The 20,803-nt window shown below is 60.5% G+C and carries 18 protein-coding genes; 8 read left to right on the forward strand and 10 right to left on the reverse strand.

Annotated features, from left to right (window positions below; all coding sequences use genetic code 11):
• Positions 1-26: 26 nt before the first annotated feature.
• Both ACSQ83_RS23005 and ACSQ83_RS23010 read right to left on the reverse strand, forming a co-directional pair.
• A complete protein-coding gene (locus ACSQ83_RS23005) occupies positions 27-473 on the reverse strand; it encodes a GatB/YqeY domain-containing protein (RefSeq protein ID WP_436229718.1) in 447 nt (148 codons plus the stop codon).
• A 380-nt stretch (positions 474-853) separates the two neighbouring features.
• Positions 854-2,065 carry an NAD(P)/FAD-dependent oxidoreductase gene (locus ACSQ83_RS23010; protein WP_414950732.1) on the reverse strand — a complete coding sequence of 404 codons (1,212 nt, stop codon included), beginning with the start codon at positions 2,063-2,065 and terminating at the stop codon, positions 854-856.
• Positions 2,066-2,192: 127 nt separating this feature from the next.
• On the opposite strand from ACSQ83_RS23010, the gene tsaD reads away from it, so the two are divergent.
• Positions 2,193-3,221: a tRNA (adenosine(37)-N6)-threonylcarbamoyltransferase complex transferase subunit TsaD gene (gene tsaD / locus ACSQ83_RS23015; protein ID WP_414950731.1), complete on the forward strand. Its 1,029-nt coding sequence runs from the start codon at positions 2,193-2,195 to the stop codon at positions 3,219-3,221.
• Here tsaD and folE2 read toward each other — a convergent pair.
• From folE2 to ACSQ83_RS23035, 4 genes are all read right to left on the reverse strand, one after another.
• On the reverse strand, positions 3,218-4,027 hold the full coding sequence (gene folE2 / locus ACSQ83_RS23020; protein WP_436229719.1) for a GTP cyclohydrolase FolE2: 810 nt from the start codon (positions 4,025-4,027) through the stop codon (positions 3,218-3,220). The two genes, tsaD and folE2, sit on opposite strands and share 4 nt — an antisense overlap.
• Before the next feature lie 105 nt (positions 4,028-4,132).
• Positions 4,133-6,046 carry a 1-deoxy-D-xylulose-5-phosphate synthase gene (gene dxs, locus ACSQ83_RS23025; RefSeq protein ID WP_414950728.1) on the reverse strand — a complete coding sequence of 638 codons (1,914 nt, stop codon included), beginning with the start codon at positions 6,044-6,046 and terminating at the stop codon, positions 4,133-4,135.
• Between the two features lie 124 nt (positions 6,047-6,170).
• Positions 6,171-7,055, reverse strand: a complete 885-nt coding sequence (locus ACSQ83_RS23030) for a polyprenyl synthetase family protein (protein WP_414950727.1) — start codon at positions 7,053-7,055, stop codon at positions 6,171-6,173.
• Positions 7,052-7,363, reverse strand: a complete 312-nt coding sequence (locus tag ACSQ83_RS23035) for an exodeoxyribonuclease VII small subunit (protein ID WP_436229720.1) — start codon at positions 7,361-7,363, stop codon at positions 7,052-7,054. The genes ACSQ83_RS23030 and ACSQ83_RS23035 overlap by 4 nt, the downstream gene beginning before the upstream one ends.
• A gap of 297 nt (positions 7,364-7,660) precedes the next feature.
• Here ACSQ83_RS23035 and ACSQ83_RS23040 point away from each other — a divergent pair, with 297 nt between their 5' ends.
• Both ACSQ83_RS23040 and ACSQ83_RS23045 read left to right on the forward strand, forming a co-directional pair.
• Positions 7,661-8,767 carry an aromatic ring-hydroxylating oxygenase subunit alpha gene (locus ACSQ83_RS23040; protein ID WP_436229721.1) on the forward strand — a complete coding sequence of 369 codons (1,107 nt, stop codon included), beginning with the start codon at positions 7,661-7,663 and terminating at the stop codon, positions 8,765-8,767.
• A 126-nt stretch (positions 8,768-8,893) separates the two neighbouring features.
• Positions 8,894-9,763 (forward strand): sulfurtransferase, encoded by an 870-nt coding sequence (locus ACSQ83_RS23045; RefSeq protein WP_436229722.1) that lies wholly within the window; start codon positions 8,894-8,896, stop codon positions 9,761-9,763.
• 130 nt (positions 9,764-9,893) lie between these two features.
• Here ACSQ83_RS23045 and ACSQ83_RS23050 read toward each other — a convergent pair whose 3' ends face one another.
• The 3 genes from ACSQ83_RS23050 to polA form a co-directional block, all read right to left on the reverse strand.
• The gene (locus ACSQ83_RS23050; RefSeq protein ID WP_436229723.1) at positions 9,894-10,769 is read right to left on the reverse strand and encodes a dienelactone hydrolase family protein; all 876 of its coding nucleotides are present in this window, start codon (positions 10,767-10,769) and stop codon (positions 9,894-9,896) included.
• Between the two features lie 197 nt (positions 10,770-10,966).
• Positions 10,967-12,325, reverse strand: coding sequence for an NAD(P)/FAD-dependent oxidoreductase (locus ACSQ83_RS23055; RefSeq protein ID WP_414950721.1), 1,359 nt, complete (start codon positions 12,323-12,325; stop codon positions 10,967-10,969).
• Positions 12,326-12,377: 52 nt separating this feature from the next.
• Positions 12,378-15,116, reverse strand: a complete 2,739-nt coding sequence (gene polA, locus ACSQ83_RS23060; protein ID WP_436229724.1) for a DNA polymerase I — start codon at positions 15,114-15,116, stop codon at positions 12,378-12,380.
• A gap of 1 nt (position 15,117) precedes the next feature.
• Between polA and ACSQ83_RS23065 the strand changes: the two genes are divergently transcribed.
• The gene (locus ACSQ83_RS23065) at positions 15,118-15,867 is read left to right on the forward strand and encodes a TIGR00730 family Rossman fold protein (RefSeq protein ID WP_414950719.1); all 750 of its coding nucleotides are present in this window, start codon (positions 15,118-15,120) and stop codon (positions 15,865-15,867) included.
• A gap of 67 nt (positions 15,868-15,934) precedes the next feature.
• Here the strand turns inward: ACSQ83_RS23065 and ACSQ83_RS23070 are convergent, their stop codons facing one another.
• Positions 15,935-17,467, reverse strand: coding sequence for an AMP nucleosidase (locus tag ACSQ83_RS23070; protein ID WP_414950718.1), 1,533 nt, complete (start codon positions 17,465-17,467; stop codon positions 15,935-15,937).
• Between the two features lie 222 nt (positions 17,468-17,689).
• Here ACSQ83_RS23070 and ACSQ83_RS23075 point away from each other — a divergent pair, with 222 nt between their 5' ends.
• From ACSQ83_RS23075 to ACSQ83_RS23090, 4 genes are all read left to right on the forward strand, one after another.
• On the forward strand, positions 17,690-18,088 hold the full coding sequence (locus tag ACSQ83_RS23075) for a hypothetical protein (protein ID WP_299711269.1): 399 nt from the start codon (positions 17,690-17,692) through the stop codon (positions 18,086-18,088).
• A gap of 199 nt (positions 18,089-18,287) precedes the next feature.
• Complete coding sequence (locus ACSQ83_RS23080) at positions 18,288-19,265, forward strand: homoserine kinase (RefSeq protein WP_414968599.1); 978 nt, start codon at positions 18,288-18,290, stop codon at positions 19,263-19,265.
• Between the two features lie 3 nt (positions 19,266-19,268).
• Positions 19,269-20,087 carry a BPSS1780 family membrane protein gene (locus ACSQ83_RS23085; RefSeq protein WP_414968598.1) on the forward strand — a complete coding sequence of 273 codons (819 nt, stop codon included), beginning with the start codon at positions 19,269-19,271 and terminating at the stop codon, positions 20,085-20,087.
• 167 nt (positions 20,088-20,254) lie between these two features.
• On the forward strand, positions 20,255-20,707 hold the full coding sequence (locus ACSQ83_RS23090) for a MarR family winged helix-turn-helix transcriptional regulator (RefSeq protein WP_414950715.1): 453 nt from the start codon (positions 20,255-20,257) through the stop codon (positions 20,705-20,707).
• Positions 20,708-20,803: the final 96 nt, after the last annotated feature.

Raw genomic sequence — 20,803 nt, forward strand, 5'->3', positions numbered from 1 at the left:
TGTTTCTTATTTGCCTGGAATCAAGCTTATTTGGCAAGCGCCGCTTTGACCAGACCCGACACCGCCGTCATGTCCGCACGGCCCGCCAGCTTCGGTTTCAGTATGCCCATGACCTTGCCCATGTCCTGCGGTCCGGCCGCGCCGGTTGCCGCCACGGCCGCCTGGATCTCGGCGTTGATGGCTTCGTCCGACAGCTGCTCGGGCATGTAGGCCGCCAGAACGACCAGTTCGGCTTGCTCCTTCGCCACCAGGTCGTCGCGTCCGGCCGTCTGGAACTGGCTGATCGAGTCCTTGCGCTGCTTGATCATTTTATCGATGACGGCCGTAATGGCTGCGTCGTCCAGCGTCACGCGCTCGTCGACCTCGCGCTGCTTGATTGCCGAAAGCAGCAGGCGGATGGTGCCCAGGCGCTCGGTTTCGCGGGCGCGCATCGCGGTTTTCATGTCTTCGGTGATCTGGTCTTTGAGGCTCATCGCTTGGGAACTCTGCGGGTGCTGTGTTGAAAGAATGCGGACGTCAGCCGTTCATGGCGCTAAAGCAAAAACCCGCTTGGGACGTTTCCTCAAGCGGGATCATGAACGGGGTTGATTCGGGTACCTTTGAAGCCGGCCGGAACGGCGCTGAGACGGGGTTCCGAGACAGATTGAGTGGCCGCGCGTGGCAGGGATCGTCTTCCTGTCTTCATGGATCACCGCCCGGTTTTCACTCATTTTGCGCTCGCGCCCGCTCGTGCAAATTGCCGCTACGAGCGAAGCAGTATAGCAGGTCGAAATCATCATTTTCCAGGGGAAGCCGTGTTACGCGGATACCAGCCCTTACGTGCGAAAGCCATGCTGGTCATGCCTTTGCGGTTTTACGCCCGGACCAGTTCCGCCGCCGCTTTGCCCGCCGCCACGCCCGACGCCCACGCCCACTGGAAGTTGTAGCCGCCGAGCCAGCCGGTGACATCGACCGCCTCGCCGATGAAATATAAACCCGCGACGCGCGAACTCATCATGGTCGTCGATGAAAGCTCGCGGGTGTCCACGCCGCCGCGCGTGACTTCGGCCTTCCGATACCCTTCCGTGCCGTTCGGCGTAAGCGTCCAGCGCGACAGCGATTCGCCGATCTGGCGCAGCGTTTTGTCGGGGAGATCGGCGAGACGGGCGTCGGCGGCCACGCGCTGTACGTCGAGCCAGGTTTGTGCGAGCCTTGCCGGCACGCGTTCGGCGAGGAAGGTGCCCACTTGTTTGCGCGATTCCCGCTTGGCCGCGATCAGTTCGCCGGTGGCATCCACTCCAGGCAGCAAGTCGATGCATATCGGCTCCGACGGGTTCCAGTAGCTCGATATCTGCAGCACGCCCGGTCCCGATAACCCGCGGTGCGTGAGCAGCAGGTCCTCGCTGAATTCTCCGCGGCCGCGACCTGCGCCTGCGCTCAATTCCACGGGCACCGACAATCCGGATAACGCCGCGAACGGCTCCCAGTCCGCGGGAGCGAAGGTCAACGGGACGAGGGCGGGACGGGTATCGATCAGCTTGTGGCCGAACTGCTTGGCCAGCCGGTACGCAAAATCCGTCGCGCCAATTTTCGGGATCGAAAGGCCGCCGGTCGCTACGACGAGTGCCGCGCTTGAGATCGTGCCGGCGTTGCTGTCGAGGAAAAAACGGGCGCCGTCGCGGCGAATCGTATCGATGGTGACAGGCCGGCGCCACGTCACGCCGCCCGCGTCGCATTCGCTTTTCAGCAACTGGATGATCGATTCGCTGGAGTCATCGCAGAAAAGCTGGCCCTTATGTTTCTCATGCCAGGCCACGCGATGGCGCTTGAGCAGCGCGAGAAAATCCTGTGGCGTGTAGCGAGCAAGCGCGGAGCGGCAGAAATGAGGATTGGCCGAGAGGAAGTTGGCCGGTCCGGCATTGATATTCGTGAAATTGCAGCGGCCGCCGCCCGAGATGCGGATTTTTTCCGCGAGCCGTTCGGCATGGTCGATCAGGACCACCCGGCGGCCGTTTTGCGCGGCTACCGCGGCGCACATCATGCCCGCCGCACCCGCGCCGATGACTGCGATATCGTAGGTTTCCATGGCGCGCATTGTAACGGTTGGTGTGATCGGGTTCGAGGCGGCTTGGGGTCCCGGCATCGCTGCCGGGCTAACGAGCTCAAATCCGCCCGCTGCTATACTTATCTGTTACTCCAAACCCCTCTGCCCCATGCTTGTTCTTGGCATCGAAAGTTCCTGCGACGAAACCGGCCTTGCGCTCTATGACACCGAGCGCGGCCTGCTTTCCCACGCGCTGCATTCGCAAATCGCGATGCATCGGGAATACGGCGGTGTCGTGCCGGAACTGGCTTCCCGCGACCACATCCGCCGCGCATTGCCTCTGCTTGAACAAGTCATGGCGGAAGCCGGGACGGTGCGAACGGATATCGACGCTATCGCATTTACGCAAGGCCCCGGTCTCGCCGGGGCGCTTCTGGTGGGCGCGAGCATCGCCAATGCGCTGGCGATGGCGTGGGACTTGCCGACTGTCGGAATTCATCATCTGGAAGGGCATCTGCTGTCCCCATTGCTGGTGAGCGAGCCGCCGCCGTTTCCGTTCGTCGCGTTGTTGGTGTCGGGCGGTCATACGCAATTGATGCGGGTAACGGACGTGGGCGAGTATGAAACGCTCGGCGAGACGCTGGACGACGCCGCCGGCGAAGCCTTCGATAAAACTGCAAAGCTGCTCGGCCTCGGTTATCCGGGCGGCCCGGAAGTGTCGCGGCTTGCCGAATTCGGCACATCGGGCGCAGTTAAATTGCCACGTCCAATGCTGCATTCCGGCGATCTGGATTTCAGCTTCAGCGGCTTAAAAACCGCGGTGCTCACGCACAGCCGCAAGCTTGGCACGAATGTCTGCGAGCAATCGAAAGCGGATCTGGCACGGGGTTTTGTCGATGCAGCCGTCGATGTGCTGACCACGAAGTCCATTGCGGCGTTAAAGCAGACGGGCTTGAATCGGCTGGTCGTGGCGGGCGGCGTGGGTGCGAACCGGCAATTGCGCGAGGCGCTGTCGGCCGCTGCGAAAAAGCGCCGCTTCGAAGTCCATTACCCGGATTTGTCGCTATGTACCGACAACGGCGCGATGATCGCCCTCGCCGGGGCTTTGCGTCTCGCGCGCTGGCCCGATCAGGCCGTGCGCGATTATGCGTTTACGGTTAAGCCGCGCTGGGATTTGACATCGCTGGCGGCGGCTTAAGCTGAAACCCGCTTGTCATGCTCGATCACGGCATAAGCGCTGTGATTGTGGATGGACTCGAAGTTCTCGGCCTCCAGCACGTACGCCACAATGCGTTCGTCAGCGTTCAGTCGCGTGGCGACATCGCGGACCAGGTCTTCAACGAATTTCGGATTCTCGTAAGCACGCTCGGTGACGAACTTCTCGTCGGGCCGTTTCAGCAAACCCCACAACTCGCACGACGCCTCTTCTTCCGCAATCCGGATCAGATCCTCGATCGCGACATCGCCTTCAAACTGCGCCGCGATAGTCACATGCGAGCGCTGGTTATGCGCGCCGTACTGCGAAATCTGCTTCGAGCACGGGCACAGGCTAGTCACCGGTACAAGCACTTTCAGCGAGATCCGCGTCTCACCATCACGCACATCGCCCGTCAGCGTGACCTCATAATCCATCAGGCTTTGCACGCCGGACACGGGAGCCGTCTTCATCACGAAATACGGAAACGACACTTCGATACGTCCCGAATGCGCCTCAAGCTTTGCCAGCATCGACGTCAGCATGCTGCGGAAAGCGGTCTGATCGAGCGGCGCGCGGTGTTCGTCGAGCAAAGCGACGAAACGCGACATGTGCGTGCCTTTTTGATTGGCCGGAAGATGAACGTCAAGATTCCAGACGCCAACGCCTGGCTGCAATTCGCCGCTGGAGGTCCGGATGGTCAGCGGATATCGAACTGCTTTTACACCCACGCGCTGGATTGGGATTTGCCGGATGTCGAGCGAGCTCTGGACGTCGGGCATCGCAAAGGCGGGATTCATCTGATTCATTCTTTTTCCTTGTCCGTGGCGTCGTTCACGTGACGAGAACCTTGACGCCCACGGATAAAACCAAACGGGCGTCCCCGACGCCCGTCCTCACCCCACGTTCTTCACTCAGGCGACGCGTTTTGTGAGCTTGCCCGCATCGGCTTCAACGCTACTGAGGAACCGCTCGCGAATCGACTTGGCAATACCAGCGCCATCCAGTCCACACGATACAAGCAGCTTCACCGGATCGCCGTGATCGATGAATACATCGGGCAGGCCCAATTGCAGCACCGGCTTGATGACCGAGCTCGCCAACAGGCTTTCCACGCAAGCCGAGCCCGCGCCGCCCATGATCGCGCCTTCTTCCACGGTCACGAGCGCGTCGTGGGTGGCGGCGAGTTCACGCAGCAATTCGGCGTCGATCGGCTTCACGAAGCGCATGTTCGCGACGGTAGCGTCCAGTTCCTCGGCCGCCGCCAGCGCGGGGGCGACCATGGTGCCGAACGCGAGGATGGCGATGCGTTTGCCGGAGCCGACTTTCTGCGTGGATTCGCGGCGGATTTCGCCCTTGCCGAGCGGAATCGCGGTCATCTTCTTGACGATCTTCACGCCCGTACCGGCACCGCGCGGATAACGCACGGCGGACGGATTGGGCTGCTGCAACGCCGTGTACAGCATCTGACGACATTCGTCTTCGTCGGATGCCGCCATCACCGTCATGTTCGGGATGCAGCGCAGGAACGCGAGATCGTAATTACCTGCGTGCGTTGCGCCGTCCGCGCCGACCAGACCCGCGCGGTCGATAGCGAATACCACCGGCAGGTTCTGCAATGCTACGTCGTGGATCAACTGGTCGTAGGCGCGCTGCAAGAACGTGGAATAGATCGCGACAACCGGGCGCATGCCGTCGGCAGCGAGACCGCCCGCGAACGTCACGGCATGTTGTTCCGCGATACCGACATCGAAGTAACGATCCGGGAAGCGCTTCTCGAACTCCACCATGCCCGAGCCTTCGCGCATGGCCGGCGTGATACCGACAACGCGCGAATCCTGCTCGGCCGCGTCGCACAGCCATTCGCCGAATACCTGCGTATAAGTTTTCTTCGATGGCGCCGTCGACGGCTTGATGCCTTCCGCCGGATTGAACTTGCCGGGGCCGTGATAGAGGACCGGATCGGCTTCGGCCAGCTTGTAACCCTGCCCCTTCTTCGTCACGACGTGCAAGAACTGCGGACCGCGCAATTCCTTGATGTTTTGCAGCGTCGGAATCAGCGATTCAAGATCATGGCCATCGATCGGGCCAATGTAATTGAAGCCAAATTCCTCGAACAACGTGGCCGGGACAATCATGCCCTTCGCGTGTTCCTCGAGCTTGCGAGCGAGGTCCAGCATGGGCGGTGCGACGCGCAGGACGCGCTCCACACCGGCACGCGCCGCCGCGTAGAAACGCCCTGACATCAGGCGCGCCAGATGGCGGTTCAGCGCGCCGACCGGCGGCGAGATCGACATGTCGTTGTCGTTCAGGATCACGAGCAGCGGCACGTCGTCGGCCACGCCGGCATTGTTCATGGCCTCGAATGCCATGCCGGCGGTCATCGCGCCGTCGCCAATCACGGCGATGGAATAGCGGTTATCGCCCTGCAATTTGCTGGCGATCGCCATGCCCAGCGCCGCCGAAATGGACGTGCTGGAATGCGCGGTCCCGAAGGTGTCGTATTTCGATTCGCTACGGCGCGGGAAGCCGGAAATGCCGCCAGCCTGGCGCAGCGTCTTCATCTGGTCGCGACGGCCGGTCAGGATCTTGTGCGGATAAGTCTGATGACCGACGTCCCAGACGATGCGGTCGTGGGGGGTATCGAAGACGTAATGGAGCGCGATCGTCAGTTCGACCGTTCCGAGATTCGACGACAGATGCCCGCCCGTCTGCGACACGCTGTCGAGCACGTAGGCACGCAGCTCTTCGGCCAGCGGTTTTAGTTCGTGGCGGTCCAGGGCGCGCAAGGCGGCCGGATCGTCGATGGTTTTCAGCAAGTCGTACATCGTCGTCCCATTTAGGAAAACTGGCGGAAGCCGTTCGGTTGTTTCCGGCGCTGCTTCAAGCATGCGTGAGCTGCAGAAATTGCTCCGTAAACACGCCCGCCGGTCCCGCGTTTTATCGTATGTTTCAGTGCACCCGGTTTACAACCAGGTCAGCTAATTCCCCGAGCCGACCGGCACGCGGGCCGAATGGCGCGAGCGCGGCGTGCGCATCGCGGCCGAGTTGCGCCGCCAGTTCGCGCGATGCATCTAGTCCGATGATCGACACGTAGGTCGGCTTGTCATCCTTCGCGTCCTTACCCGCCGTTTTCCCCAGCGTGGCGGAGTCGGCGGTGACGTCGAGAATGTCGTCCACCACCTGGAATGCAAGTCCGACCGCGGCTGCGTACGCGTCGAGCGCGTTCATGGCCGCTGCGTCCGGCGCTTCGCCACAGAGTGCGCCCATTCGCACGGCCGCGCGCAGCAATGCACCTGTTTTCTTGCGATGCATGGTTTCAAGTTCCGGGCGCGACAGCTTGCGGCCCACGCTTTCCAGGTCGATGGCCTGACCGCCGGCCATGCCGACCGAGCCGCTCGCCAGTGCCAGTTCCCGCGTCAGCGACGCCTGCTGCGCCGCGCTCAGGCCGTTGTCCGCCGTCAGCGCAACGAAAGCCTGTGATTGCAAAGCATCGCCTACCAATAATGCCGTCGCTTCGTCATATTGCACGTGTACCGTTGGTTTTCCGCGACGCAGGGCGTCGTCGTCCATGGCCGGCATATCGTCATGCACCAGCGAATACACGTGAATCATCTCGAGCGCCGCGCTCGCCGCGTCCAGTTGCTGGGAACCAGCACCGGTCAGCTCACCGGCTGCGTGGCACAACAGCGGGCGAACCCGCTTGCCACCGCCGAGCACCGCGTAGCGCATGGCTTCATGCAATTTGGCGGGCGCCACGTCCGTTCCCGGCAAGTAATGCTCCAGCGCCGTTTCCACGCGGTCAAGACTCGCGCGCATCCATTGATCGAAAGTCATAAGTCGTCCCCGTTATCTGCCGTTGTGCCGGCGCCCTGAGTGGCGCGCTGGACCTCGGCGGGCAGCGGTTTTAGTGTGTCGCCGTCGAGCACGCGAACTTGCTGCTCGACTTTCTCTAGTTGCTGCTGGCAAAAGCCGACGAGCGCGGCGCCGCGCCGATAAGCCGCTAGCGATTCCTCAAGGCTCAGCGCGCCCCCCTCCATGCGCGCCACGAGTCCTTCCAGTTCGGCCAGCGCTGTTTCGTAATTCTCCGGGAGCGGCGCGTTTTCCGCGCCGGCCGAGCCTTCCTGCGTTGCGGTCTTCGCCATGAATCGTGGGTGTAATGTCGGATTTCGGGAAACAAGTCGGACATTCTACGGCAAAAGCAGCTTTTCCGACCTTCACCGTGCGCTTAACCATGCCTATGGCCTGTCTCGGCCCATTTCTGCTTATCTCCGGAAAAGTGGAGAAAGCGGCTAGGCGAGCGGAACTCTTCGGCGGGAATTGACCCAAATCAAGGCCCTAAGCGCCCCATTGAAGGGGTTTTCGGTATAATCGCGGGCTCCCTAAATCGAATTTTCGATGGTTGGGTTGTTCACTGCTTTCACGTCTTCACGGGAGTGGGAATGTCCAATCTGAGCAATGCATTGCAACTGAACGCGATTCACAGTCAGTTGCCAGTCACGGCTTACTTTGACGAAGCGCTTCTCAAGCGCGAAATCGACACGCTGTTCAAACGCGGTCCTCGCTATATCGGCCATGAACTCATGGTGCCCGAGGCGGGAAGTTATTTTGCTTTGCCCGGCGAGGGCGAAGGGCGTCTGCTCGTCCGTAACAAACAGGACGAAATCGAGTTGCTTTCCAACGTGTGCCGCCACCGCCAGGCCATCATGCTCAAGGGGCGTGGCACGGCGGAGAACATCGTATGTCCGCTGCATCGCTGGACTTACGACCTCGACGGCCAGTTGCTGGGCGCACCGCATTTCGCCGATAACCCCTGCCTCAACCTCGGCAAATCTCAGTTGCAGAACTGGCAGGGCCTGTTGTTCGAGGCGAGCGGCCGTGACGTCACGGCCGATCTGGCGCGGCTCGGTCCGGCGAAACATTTCGACTTTTCGGGCTACATGTTCGATCACGTCGAAATGCACGAGTGCAATTACAACTGGAAGAGCTTTATCGAGGTGTACCTCGAGGATTATCACGTCGCACCGTTTCATCCGGGTCTGGGGAGCTTTGTTTCCTGCGATGACCTGACCTGGGAATTCGGCGACTGGTATAGCGTTCAGACGGTTGGCGTGCACAAGAACCTGGAAAAGCCGGGTAGCCCGACGTACCGCAAGTGGCACGACGAAGTGCTGCGCTTCCGTGACGGCAAAATGCCCGAGTTCGGTGCTATCTGGATGGTCTATTACCCCGGCATCATGATCGAGTGTTATCCGCATGTGCTCGTGGTGTCGTGGCTGATTCCGCAAGGGCCGCAGAAGACCACGAATATCGTGGAGTTCTATTACCCGGAGGAAATCGCGCTGTTCGAGCGTGAATTCATCGAGGCGGAACGGGCGGCGTATATGGAAACGGCGCGCGAGGACGACGAGATCGCCGAGCGTATGGATGCGGGAAGGCGCGCGCTGATGAACCGCGGCGAGTCGCAAGTCGGGCCGTATCAGAGCCCGATGGAATCAGGGATGCAGCACTTTCATGAATTCTTGCGGCGGCAGTTGGGCGAGATTTGAGGCGTTAGCGGTTTGAATAAGAAAGACGGGCTCAGGCCCGTCTTTTTTTGTTTAGACTTGAAACTTAACTACCGCGACGCGCCGTCCATCGGCCCACCAAGCCGCGCGTTCGCCCCGGGAGCTCTCATGCCGCACACTCGCTACACCACGCTTATCTCCGCGATCAACCTTGTCGAACGCCTCGCCGCCGCACCCGGCAGCGTGTTTATCGTCGATTGCCGCTTCGACCTCGCCGCGCCCGAAGCCGGCCAAGCCGCTTACGCAGCCGGACATATTCCGGGCGCACATTATCTGCATCTCGATCGCGATTTGTCGGGCGCGAAGACGGGCAAGAACGGCCGCCATCCGTTGCCGGAACGCGCGGCGCTGGTCGCCGCGCTCAGGCGTGCGGGCCTGAACGAAGGTCAGCAAGTTGTCGCCTACGACGCCCAGGGCGGCATGTACGCAGCACGTCTGTGGTGGCTGTTGCGCTGGCTGGGCCACGATTCCGTCGCACTGCTCGACGGCGGCCTGAACGCGTGGCAAGCGGCCGGTCAACCTCTCGATACAGCGACACCGCCCGCATCCGAAGGCACGTTCAAGGCCGGTGCGCCGCTGGCGGTCACGTTTGACGTCGACGCCGTCGTGCGCAATCTGAGCACGCACGAACGAGTGCTGATCGATGCCCGGTCGGCGGACCGGTATCGCGGAGAAAACGAGACGCTTGATCCGGTTGGCGGCCATATTCCGGGCGCGCTGAACCGCTTTTTCAAGGACAACCTGAATGCCGATGGCCGCTTCAAAACCGCGCACGAATTACGCGAGACGTTTAGCGGGCTGCTTGGGGCGACGTCGCCTGATCGAGTGGTGCTGCAATGCGGTTCGGGCGTGACGGCCTGCCATAACGCACTGGCGATGGAAATCGCCGGCCTGCATGGCGCGGCGCTGTATGGGGGATCGTGGAGCGAATGGTGCGCGGACGGCTCACGGCCAGTGGCAACAGGCGCGACTGTCTGAGATTTATGCTTCGCCGCGGGTGAGAGCCAGCGAGCGACGCGAGTGGGCGGCGGTTTCGGCCGCCCATGCTGCAAAGGAGACGCGGCGAAGTCCGTAGCGCACACAGGATCGCGTCCGCGCTGCAGCCTCATCACTTCACGCCATGCTCCCTGAACCACGCCAACGCGCGCTTCCAGCCATCTTCCGCATCGGCTTTCCGGTAACTCGGCCGATAATCCGCGAAAAATGCATGCGGCGCGTCGTCATAAACCACGATTTGCGAGCCCCGCGCGACCGCCGGTCCCGTCGCAATCGCCTGCTTCATCTGCTCGAGCGAGTCCTGCGGAATGCTTTGATCCTGCTTGCCGAACAAGCCGAGCACCGGCGCCTTCAAGTTTGACGCGAGATCGAGCGGATTCGCCGGATTGTTCTGCGTCTTCGGCCCCACCACCCGTCCGTACCACACCACCGCCGCTTTAAGCTGCGGATTGCGCTCGGCGTACAGCCAGGTGATGCGGCCACCCCAGCAAAAACCATTGATCCCGAGCCGATGCAAATCGCCGCCATGTTCGCCCGCCCAGGCAACGGTCGAGTCGATATCGGAGAGCACCTGGTCGTCCGGCACCTTGGAGACGAGTTGCTCGTTCAACTGCTGCATCGATGTGTATTTCGACGCATCGCCTTCGCGCACATAAAGATCAGGCGCGATGGCCAGATAACCGAGTTTGGCAAAGCGTCGGCAGACATCGGCAATATGCTCGTGCACGCCGAAAATCTCGTGAATCACGATGATCACCGGCAAGTGCGTCTTGCCCAAGGGCTGTGCCCGATACGCGGGAATAAGCGTGCCATCGGCGGCCTTGAGCCCGACCGGACCGGCTTCCAGACCGTCGCTATCGGTGATGATGGTTTGCGCGGACACCGGCATCACGCAGGCGGCAAAACCGCTGCCGACCGCGGCCTTGATAAACGTGCGCCGGTTGAACGGGACATGCGGAACGAGGCTGTCGATATCAGGCGTAAGCATGCAAAGCTCCAGCGGCATGGGCCGCGAAGGACACTGGCACACGGTGCTAGCGAACCAGGCATCCGGTATGGGTAAGCCACGCCAACAGCCCGCAAGCCGAAAGCACGGCAACGACTAATTGATATCCGCTCTAAATCACTTTAGCCACTTTGAAGGGCCTGTTGTGCTCCAAAGCCGGCCGCCCATTCTAAACAACTCTAATGCAGCTTGACGCGTGGCGCGGTGGAGCGCCGCAGCCAGTGAGCGACCGTATCGAGCGCCATGCGCGCCCAGCCGTGCAGCGCCGCAATATGCATGCGGTACAGCGACTGATACATGAAGCGCGCGAACAGCCCTTCGATCAGCATGTTGCCGCCGATCAACCCGCCCATCAGACTCCCGACCGCGCTGAAATGCCCGAGCGACACCAGCGATCCGAAGTCGCGATACGTGTAGTCGGGCAACGGCTTGTCCTCCAGCCGGCGCTCAAGCGACTTCAGCAGGAAACTCGCCTGCTGATGCGCGGCTTGCGCGCGCGGCGGCACGTTGCGCCCGTCCTTCTCGCCGCCGGGCCACGGACACGCGGCGCAATCGCCGAGAGCGAAAATGTTGTCGTCGGTTTCCGTTTGCAGCGTGCGGCGCACGATCAGCTGGCCGAGCCGGTTAGTCGCCAGGCCGTCGAGTTTCGCGAGCACGCCCGGCGCGCGGATACCGGCCGCCCAAACGGTCAAATCCGCCGCGATGGTCTTGCCGCTCGCCGTGCGGATGGACCCGCGCGACACTTCGGCCACCGTCTCGCTCGTCATCAGCGAAACGCCGAGTTTGTCCAGCAAGTCGGCGGTCGCGGTGGACACGCGCTCGGGCAACGCGGGCAGAATACGCGGCCCGGCTTCGATCAGCACAATTCCAATATCGTGTTTCGGATCGAGTTTGTGGAGCCCGTAAGCGTGCAGCACTTGCGCCGTGTTACGCAATTCCGCCGATAACTCCACACCCGTCGCCCCGCCGCCGACAATCGCAACCTGAATCCGCGGCTGTCTCGGCCCGGTATTGGATGCGTTGGCCGCATCCGGCTCCGGTGCCCGGTACTCCGCTCGAATGCACGCCGCGATCAGCCGTTTGCGGAACAATTCGGCTTGATCGACGGTATCGAGTGCGAGCGAATTTTCTTGTGCACCCTGAACGCCAAAAAAGGCCGTCGTGCTGCCGATCGCCACGATCAGCGTGTCGTATTCCAGATCGCGCTGCGGCATCAACTCGCCGGCTTCATCGTCGAGAAGGGGGCCGAGCGTGACGCGTTTAGCCGCCCGGTCGACGCTCAGCAGATCGCCCTGCTGAAACTCGAAACCATGCCAGCGCGCCTGCGCGGCGTATGGCAGTTCCTGCGAGAAAGGGTCCATGCTGCCGGCCGCGACCTCATGCAGCAACGGCTTCCAGATGTGCGTGGAATTACGGTCAACCAGCGTGACTTGCGCGCGCGCTGCGCGCTTGCCATCTGCGCTGCCGAATTTGTCGCCAAGACGCGTGGCCAGTTCAAGGCCGCCCGCTCCGCCGCCGACGATGATGAAACGGTGCATGCACATTCCCCCAATGACATCATTCAAAACCAACTGGCGGCGATCCGCGCGCTCAGTGAGCCTCTTCCCAGTTATTGCCCACGCCGACTTCCGCCACCAGCGGCACCTTCAGTTGGGCGACGTTGCACATCAATTCCGGCAGGCGCTTGCGGACCTCCGGCAACTCGGCTTCGGGCACTTCGAGCACGAGTTCATCGTGGACTTGCATGATCATCTTGGTCTGGATCTTCGATGCTTCCAGCCAGTCCTGCACGGCGATCATCGACAGCTTGATCAGGTCGGCAGCCGTGCCTTGCATGGGCGCGTTGATCGCGGCGCGCTCGGCGCCTTGCCGGCGCGGTCCGCTGCCGCCGTTGATCTCGGGCAGCCACAAGCGCCGTCCGAACACGGTCTCGACGAAACCATCGCGCTTCGCCTTCGTACGCGTTTCGTCCATGTAGTTGGCAACGCCCGGATAACGCTGAAAATACCGGTCGATATACAGCTTCGCCGCATCGCGCGAAATTCCGATATTCGATGCCAGCCCAAACGCGCTCATGCCATAAATCAAGCCGAAGTTGATGACCTTTGCGATGCGCCGCTGATCGTTCGATACCTCAATGGGCGTCACGCCGAAAATCTCCGAAGCAGTCGCGCGATGCACGTCTTCGCCTTCGGCGAACGAGCGCATGAGCGACGGATCGCCCGAGATATGCGCCATGATCCGCAGCTCGATTTGCGAGTAATCCGCCGACACGATCTTGCTTCCCGGCGGCGCGATGAACGCCTCGCGAATCCGCCGGCCTTCGGCCGTACGCACCGGGATATTCTGCAAGTTCGGTTCATTCGATGACAAGCGCCCCGTCACCGCCACGGCTTGCGCATAGTTCGTATGCACGCGGCCGGTCCGCACGTTGACCATGCGCGGCAGCTTGTCCGTGTACGTGGACTTCAGCTTCGACAAGCCGCGATGTTCCAGCAAAATCTTCGGCAGCGGATAATCTTCGGCGAGCTTCTGCAGCACTTCTTCGTCGGTGGAAGGCGCGCCGCTCGGCGTCTTCTTGACCACCGGCAACTGCAGCTTCTCGAAGAAAATCTGGCCAATCTGTTTCGGCGAACCCAGGTTGAATTCGCCGCCCGCGAGCATGTACGCCTCGGCTTCCAACTGAATCAGGCGCGTGGCAATCTGGCCGCTTTGCACGCGCAGCAATTCACCATCGATCAGCACGCCGTTACGCTCCATCTTGCGCAGCACGCGCGACGTCGGCATTTCTATGTCGCGATAGACCTTGAGTAAATCCGCTTCATCGGCAAGCTGCGGATAGAGCGCCTGATGCAACCGCAACGTGATGTCCGCGTCTTCCGCCGCGTAGGGCGCGGCCTGGTCGAGCGCGACTTCATCGAAGCCAATCTGCGACGCGCCCTTGCCCGCCACCTCTTCATACTTGATGGTCTTCGCGCCCAGATGCCGCAGCGCGAGATTGTCCATGTCGTGCGGCCGGTGCGATTCTAAAACATACGATTGCAACAACGTGTCGTGCTCGACACCATTCAATTCGATACCGTAGTTCGCCAGCACTTGTTCATCGTATTTCAGATGCTGACCCACCTTCTTCTTCGACGGATCTTCAAGCCACGATTTAAGCTTCTGCAAGACCTCGTCGCGCGGCAATTGCAGCGGCGCATCCGGCCCGCGATGCGCAACCGGAATATAAGCCGCACGGCCCGGCTCGACCGATACCGACAACCCGACCAGTTGGGCGAGCATGGGGTCGAGCGCGGTCGTTTCGGTATCGAAGGAAGTCAGCTCGGCGGCGTTGATGCGCGCGAGCCATTCGTCGAATTGCTCCCACGTCTGCACCGTTTCGTAATGCCGTTCCATTTCGGTGGCCGGCGCAGGCGGCGTGTCCACCGGGCCTTCCACCGCGTCCGCAATCTCCACTTCCCGCAGCCAGGTCTTGAAACCGTGGCGCGTGAACAGGTCGCGCAGTTCGTCGCGGGCCTCGGGCCGCGCCGGAAGCGTTTCCTCGATCGACACGATCTGCTCCGTCAGGTCGCAGTCCGTCTGTACGGTAACGAGCTTTTTCGCCATGGGGAGGAACGTCAAAGCCTTGCGCAGATTGTCTCCCACCGCACCTTTGATTTCGTCCGCATGTGCCACGATGCCATCAAGGGTTTCGTATTGTGTGAGCCACTTCAACGCTGTCTTCGGCCCGCACTTTTCAACCCCCGGTACGTTATCGACCGTATCGCCGATGAGCGAGAGATAGTCGACGATCCGCTCCGGCGGCACGCCGAACTTACCCTGCACCCCGGCGCGATCGAGCGTCTCGTTGGACATCGTGTTGATGAGGGTGACATGATCCGTCACAAGCTGTGCAAGATCCTTGTCCCCGGTCGATACGACCACTTTCATGCCGCGCTTTTCGGCGGCAACTGCAAGCGTGCCAATGACGTCGTCGGCCTCCACGCCTTCGATCATCACCAGCGGCCAGCCGAGCGCTCGCACGATCACGTGGATGGGCTCTATCTGTTTGGAGAGGTCTTCGGGCATCGATGCCCGGTTTGCCTTGTAATCTGGATACCAGTCGTCACGAAATGTCTTGCCCTTGGCGTCGAATACGCACGCGCTATACTCTGCGTTGATGTCTTTTCGCAACCGCCGCAGCATATTGATCATTCCGTACAACGCGCCGGTTGGACCGCCGTCAGGGCCGCGCAGATCCGGCATGGCGTGGTAGGCCCGATAGAGATAGCTGGATCCGTCGACCAATAGCAGGGTCTTACCTTCAAGATTAAGTTCTTCAGGCATTATGAACAAAAGAAAAGTGATTCCGAGTCTGCGATCGCTCGCAGATCAAGAGCGCGCGACAGCCAAGAAGGCCCGCGCATCGTGGCAGATGTTCACGATTATGGCAGAGTTTATCGAGGCGACCGAGTACCTCTCCGAGATCCGTCCTGCCATCAGCATCTATGGTTCGGCGCGCCTGAAACCGGAGTCGCCGTATTACAAGCTCACCATAGAAATCGCGCAGAAATTCTCCGACGCGGGCTTCGCCGTCATCTCCGGCGGCGGCCCCGGCATCATGGAGGCCGCCAACAAGGGCGCCCACGCGGGGAAGTCGCCATCGGTGGGGCTGAACATAGAGTTGCCGCACGAGCAGTCGGGCAACCAGTGGCAGGATATCTCGCTGCGCTTCCGGCACTTCTTCACGCGCAAGGTTACGTTCGTGAAGAATTCGGACGCGGTGGTGGTCATGCCGGGCGGTTTCGGTACGCTCGATGAAATGGCCGAAGTGCTGACGCTGATCCAGACCAAGAAGTCGCGGCACGTGCCTATTGTGCTGGTCGGCGCCGAGTTCTGGGAAGGCTTGCTCTCGTGGTTCCGCAACACGCTGGTTCCGACCGGCGTGATCAGCGAGAAGGATCTCAACCTGATGCAGGTGATCGACGATCCGGACCAGGTGCTGGAAGCCGTGCTGCAGTTCTACGAAGACCGCGAGACCGCGGAAGAACCGCCGGCCGAAGGTAAGTCGGACGAAGACCGGATGTTCTATCTTTGAGGGCTTGATAGCAGATGCACTAAAAAAGCGGCTCCTTTCGGAGCCGCTTTTTTGCTTGATCGGAATGCTATTGGAACGCCACCTCGGCAAAACCGCGCAACTTCCGGCTATGCAGTTTCGATAGCCCGTTCATGCGCAGCAGTTCCATCGCCTTCACGCCGATCTGCAAGTGCTGATCCACTTGCGCACGATAAAACTGATCCGCCATGCCCGGCAATTTCAATTCGCCGTGCAAAGGTTTATCGGAGACGCAAAGCAAGGTTCCGTAAGGCACGCGAAAACGGAATCCATTGGCAGCAATGGTTGCGCTTTCCATATCGAGCGCAATGGCGCGGCTTTGCGACAACCGCTGTACCGGCTCACGGTGATCGCGTAACTCCCAATTACGATTGTCGACGCTCGCCACGGTTCCCGTGCGCATGACGTGCTTCAAATCAATGCCTTCGAGTTTCGTCACTTGCGCAACCGCTTTCTCCAGCGCGACCTGGACTTCAGCCAAGGCAGGAATGGGAATCCAGAGCGGCAAGTCGGCGTCGAGCACATGGTCTTCGCGCACATAACCATGCGCCAATACATAGTCGCCCAGACGCTGCGTATTCCTCAATCCCGCGCAATGTCCAAGCATGATCCACGCATGCGGCCGTAGTACGGCTATATGATCCGTGATCGTCTTCGCATTCGACGGACCCACGCCAATATTGACCATGGTGATGCCGCTGCCATCGGCACGTTTCAGATGATACGCGGGCATCTGCGGCAAGCGCAGAGGGGCTACGCCCTGTTGCTCCTCTTGGGAGTCGCCAAGATTTTCATTGCCGGTAATCACGTCGCCGGGTTCCACGAACGACATGTATTCGCTTCTATACGCCCGCGTTTCTTCATCGTCCGCACGTGACATGATCTTGCGGCCCAGCTTCACGAACTCATCGATATAAAACTGGTAGTTCGTATAGAGCACATAGTTCTGGAAATGCGTAGGCGATGTCGCGGTGTAATGCTTGAGCCGATGCAAGGAGAAATCCACCCGCGCCGCCGTGAATAATGCAAGCGGATGCGGTTCGCCCGGCGCCGGTTCATAGGTGCCGTTCACAATGCGGTCGTCGAGGAGCGCGAGATCGGGCATATCGAAGATATTGCGCATGGCGAGCAGCCGGTCGCGATCCAGGTCGCCTTCCAGGTGAATGCCTTCTGCAAATGCAAAGTGAATGGGCACGGGTTGCGCCGACACACCCACTTCAATCCCGACGTGATGGTTCTTGGTCAGCAGCCGCAATTGCTCGCGATAATAATGGCCGAATAAATCCGGCCGCGTGAGCGTGGTTTCGAAAATGCCCGGCCCGGCGACAAAGCCATAAGAACGGCGTGAATCGATTTGCGTATTCAACTCGGTCCGCACGCGCACGAACGGATAACACGCGCGCACGCGATGTGAAAAAGGTTCGTTTTTTCGATAGCGCGCGAACGCGTCGCGCAGGAAAGAGGTGTTGGCTTCGTAGATGGCCGATACCCGCGCAACCGCGGCCACGGGGTCGTCGAAAGACTCCGTGGGGAAGTTGTTGGCGGGGGTGGAATGGCTTGCTTGAGTCCGGTCGTTTGTCATGATCTTCTGCGCTCTTGTGATGAATCGACATTAACACGGAAGAACCACACGCCCATGAACACCCCTCCCGGCGATGCGTTTCTTCAACACCTTCCGCCGCGCCAACACGGTTTCATTGAAACCAGCGCAAAATAAGGCTTTTGGGAAGGAGTCAACGTCCCTTTAGTGTCCCCTTAGCGAGTGCGTTTTGCTAAAATCCGGGCACTCATCTGGAGAAACATCATGAAGCCGCTTCAATCTGTCGCCATCGCGGCCATTCTCGCCGCAGCCAGCATGGGCGCCTACGCGCAATCGGCCGTCGCGACGGATGAACCTCCGGCGCACGTCATGTCGCCGGAAGAGAATGCCGGCCTGCCAGACCTGAAGGCCATCAACCGGCCCGCCGCACAAGTTACCTCGAAGGTCGAAATTTCGCCGCCGCGCCTGCCGAGCTATCACGAGCAAAGCACGAACGGCACGGAAATCACGGAATATCGCGACAAAGGCAAACCCGTTGAAATCGATGTGCGCTCGAACTTCGGCACGCGTTATCAGATGAGCGCCCCCGCCGACACGTCGCCGACCGTCCGCGATAACGGCAAGCCCAGCACGCGCCTGCCTTCGTGGAACCTGAAGTACTGAGCGTTTATTGAAGGCTTGTTGAGCGTTTATTGAACGCTCAACCCCCTGCGACGACCGCCGTTTCATCCGCTGGGCCCAACGTTGCGCCGCCGTATGTGTCGTGTGCAACGTGTGTCGGCACCGCAACGCCTGACTGACGCGCCCGTCGCATTGCGTCGCCGGTCATCCTGCATGTTCACCCTCATCAAAGCTCTCCCGCATGGCCGTATTCACCGCTGTCACCGATTCCCAGCTCACCGACTGGCTGCAACACTACGAACTCGGCGAAGCCGTCGACTTTCGTGGCATTGCATCCGGTATCGAAAACAGCAACTTCTTCCTGACGACCACGCGCGGCGAGTATGTGCTGACGATCTTCGAGAACCTCACGGCCACGCAATTGCCGTTTTATCTCGATTTAATGCGTCATCTGGCGTCGCACGCGGTACCGGTTCCCGATCCCATGCCACGTCGCGACGGCTCGCTTTTCGGCACGCTGAACGGCAAGCCGGCGGCGATCGTGACGAAACTGGACGGCGCGCCGGAAATGTCGCCGGGTCCGTTGCATTGCATCGAAGTGGGTCAGATGCTGGCGCGGCTTCATTTGGCCGGCCGGGATTTCCCCGTGCATCAGCCAAACTTGCGCAGCCTCGCGTGGTGGCAGGAGAACGTGCCCGCCGTGCTTTCGCATTTGAGCGACGCACAGCGCGCGCTGGTCACCAGCGAACTCGAGTATCAGGCGGCGTTTTTTGCATCGGAAGAGTATCGGTCGATGCCCGAAGGTCCGTGTCATTGCGACTTGTTCCGCGACAACGTGCTGTTCGCGCATCCGACGGCCGATGAGACGCGGCTCGGCGGATTCTTCGATTTCTATTTTGCCGGCAACGACAAATGGCTCTTCGATGTCGCCGTCTGCGTGAACGACTGGTGTGTCGATCTGGCGACCGGCGCGCTGGATATCGCGCGGGTCAATGCGTTGTTGCGCGCTTATCAGACAGTGCGGCCGTTCACCCCGGCCGAAGCGCATCACTGGAACGACATGCTGCGCGCGGGCGCGTTGCGCTTCTGGGTGTCGCGTCTTTATGATTTTTACCGGCCACGCGAAGCCGAGATGCTAAAACCGCACGATCCCGGCCATTTCGAACGCATTTTGCGCGAGCGCATCAAAGTTGCGCCTCCTCCCGTTCACGGTAATTAATCAATGCAATTGATCGAAGTCCCCGCTAAAACCGGTTATGTGTGGTTCCGCCAGGGTATCTGGCTGTTTCGCCGGAATCCGCTCGCGTTTCTCACGGTGTTCTTCGCCTATCTGTTTGCCATGACGCTGATCTCGCGGCTGCCGCTGATCGGTCCCGTGCTGCCGCTGCTGCTGATTCCGGGCGTAGCCGTGGGGTTCATGGCGGCTTGCCGCAATACGATCGCCAAGAAACCGGTCTGGCCGACGGTGCTCGTCGACGGCTTTCGTTCCTATGGGCAGATCGTTGCCCGCCGCCTGCTGGTGCTTGGCGTGATCTATGTGGCAGCCATGGGTTTGATTTTCGCCGCGTCCGCGCTGGCTGACGGCGGCTTGCTGCTCAACTTGATGCTCGGCAACGGCCCGGCCGGTGACCCCGAAACCGTGGCGGCGAGCTTCAATCCGCTTGCGGTACTGGTTGCCATGGTCTGCTATCTGCCGGTTGCCATGCTGTTCTGGTTCGCGCCCATTTTGGTCGCCTGGCACGACGTGCCGCCGGTGAAAGCGCTGTTTTTCAGCTTCGTGAGTTGCTGGCGCAATCGCGGCGCCTTCGTGATTTACGGCGTGTTGTGGATTGGTATTGCGCTGGCCGTTTCTTTCGGACTCAGCGCGTTGATGCAGGTGCTCGGCGCGGCGCAGGACATGGCCCTCGCGGTGTTGATGCCAGCGTCCATCCTCGTGACAACCGCGTTGTATTGCTCGTTTTACGCGACGTATCGCGGCTGTTTCGGCGTGCAATCGGAAGAAACACCGGACATCCCGGATCCGTCCGAACCGCAGATGTGAGTGTTGCCCAATAAGCAGGACAGATGATTCGAACGCCGATGACTATTCAGTCATCGGCGTTTTTGTTTGAGGTTTCGCGAAGCGAGAACACGCGGTTTCCTTCGTGCGCTAAATATTTGCGTACACTTACGCCACATCCATTTTTAGCGTGTTCAGGTCGGACTGTCATGACTTCTACCCCGCAATTTCCGCTCGAACTCGATGCCCAGCTTTGTTTCGCGCTGTACTCGACTTCGCTCGCGATGACCAAGACGTACAAGCCGCTGCTGGATAAGGTCGGGCTGACCTATCCGCAATATCTGACCATGCTGGTGCTATGGGAGAGCGACGACCTCACCGTCAAGCAGATGGCCGAACGGCTAAGCCTCGATTCGGCCACCATGACCCCATTGCTCAAGCGCCTGGAAGCGCAAGGGTACGTCAAGCGCGTGCGCGGCATTGAAGACGAACGGCAAGTGCATATCCACCTTACCGATGCCGGCCGTGAACTGAAGAAAGCCATTCGCGGCATTCCCGGCGAGATCTACTGCGCCGCCGGATCGGATGCCGACCGGCTTATCAAGCTGCGGGACGATCTGGTACGCCTGCGCGCATCGTTAATGGAATACAACGACGCTTAAAACACCGATAGTCACAATCAATCACGTTCAGGTGAATTTAGTTAGTACACAAATTATTATCGCGATATATTTATTCTCGTTTGGCACCGCGTTACC

The sequence above is a fragment of the Caballeronia sp. LjRoot29 genome (assembly GCF_964252755.1).
Classification (GTDB): domain Bacteria; phylum Pseudomonadota; class Gammaproteobacteria; order Burkholderiales; family Burkholderiaceae; genus Caballeronia.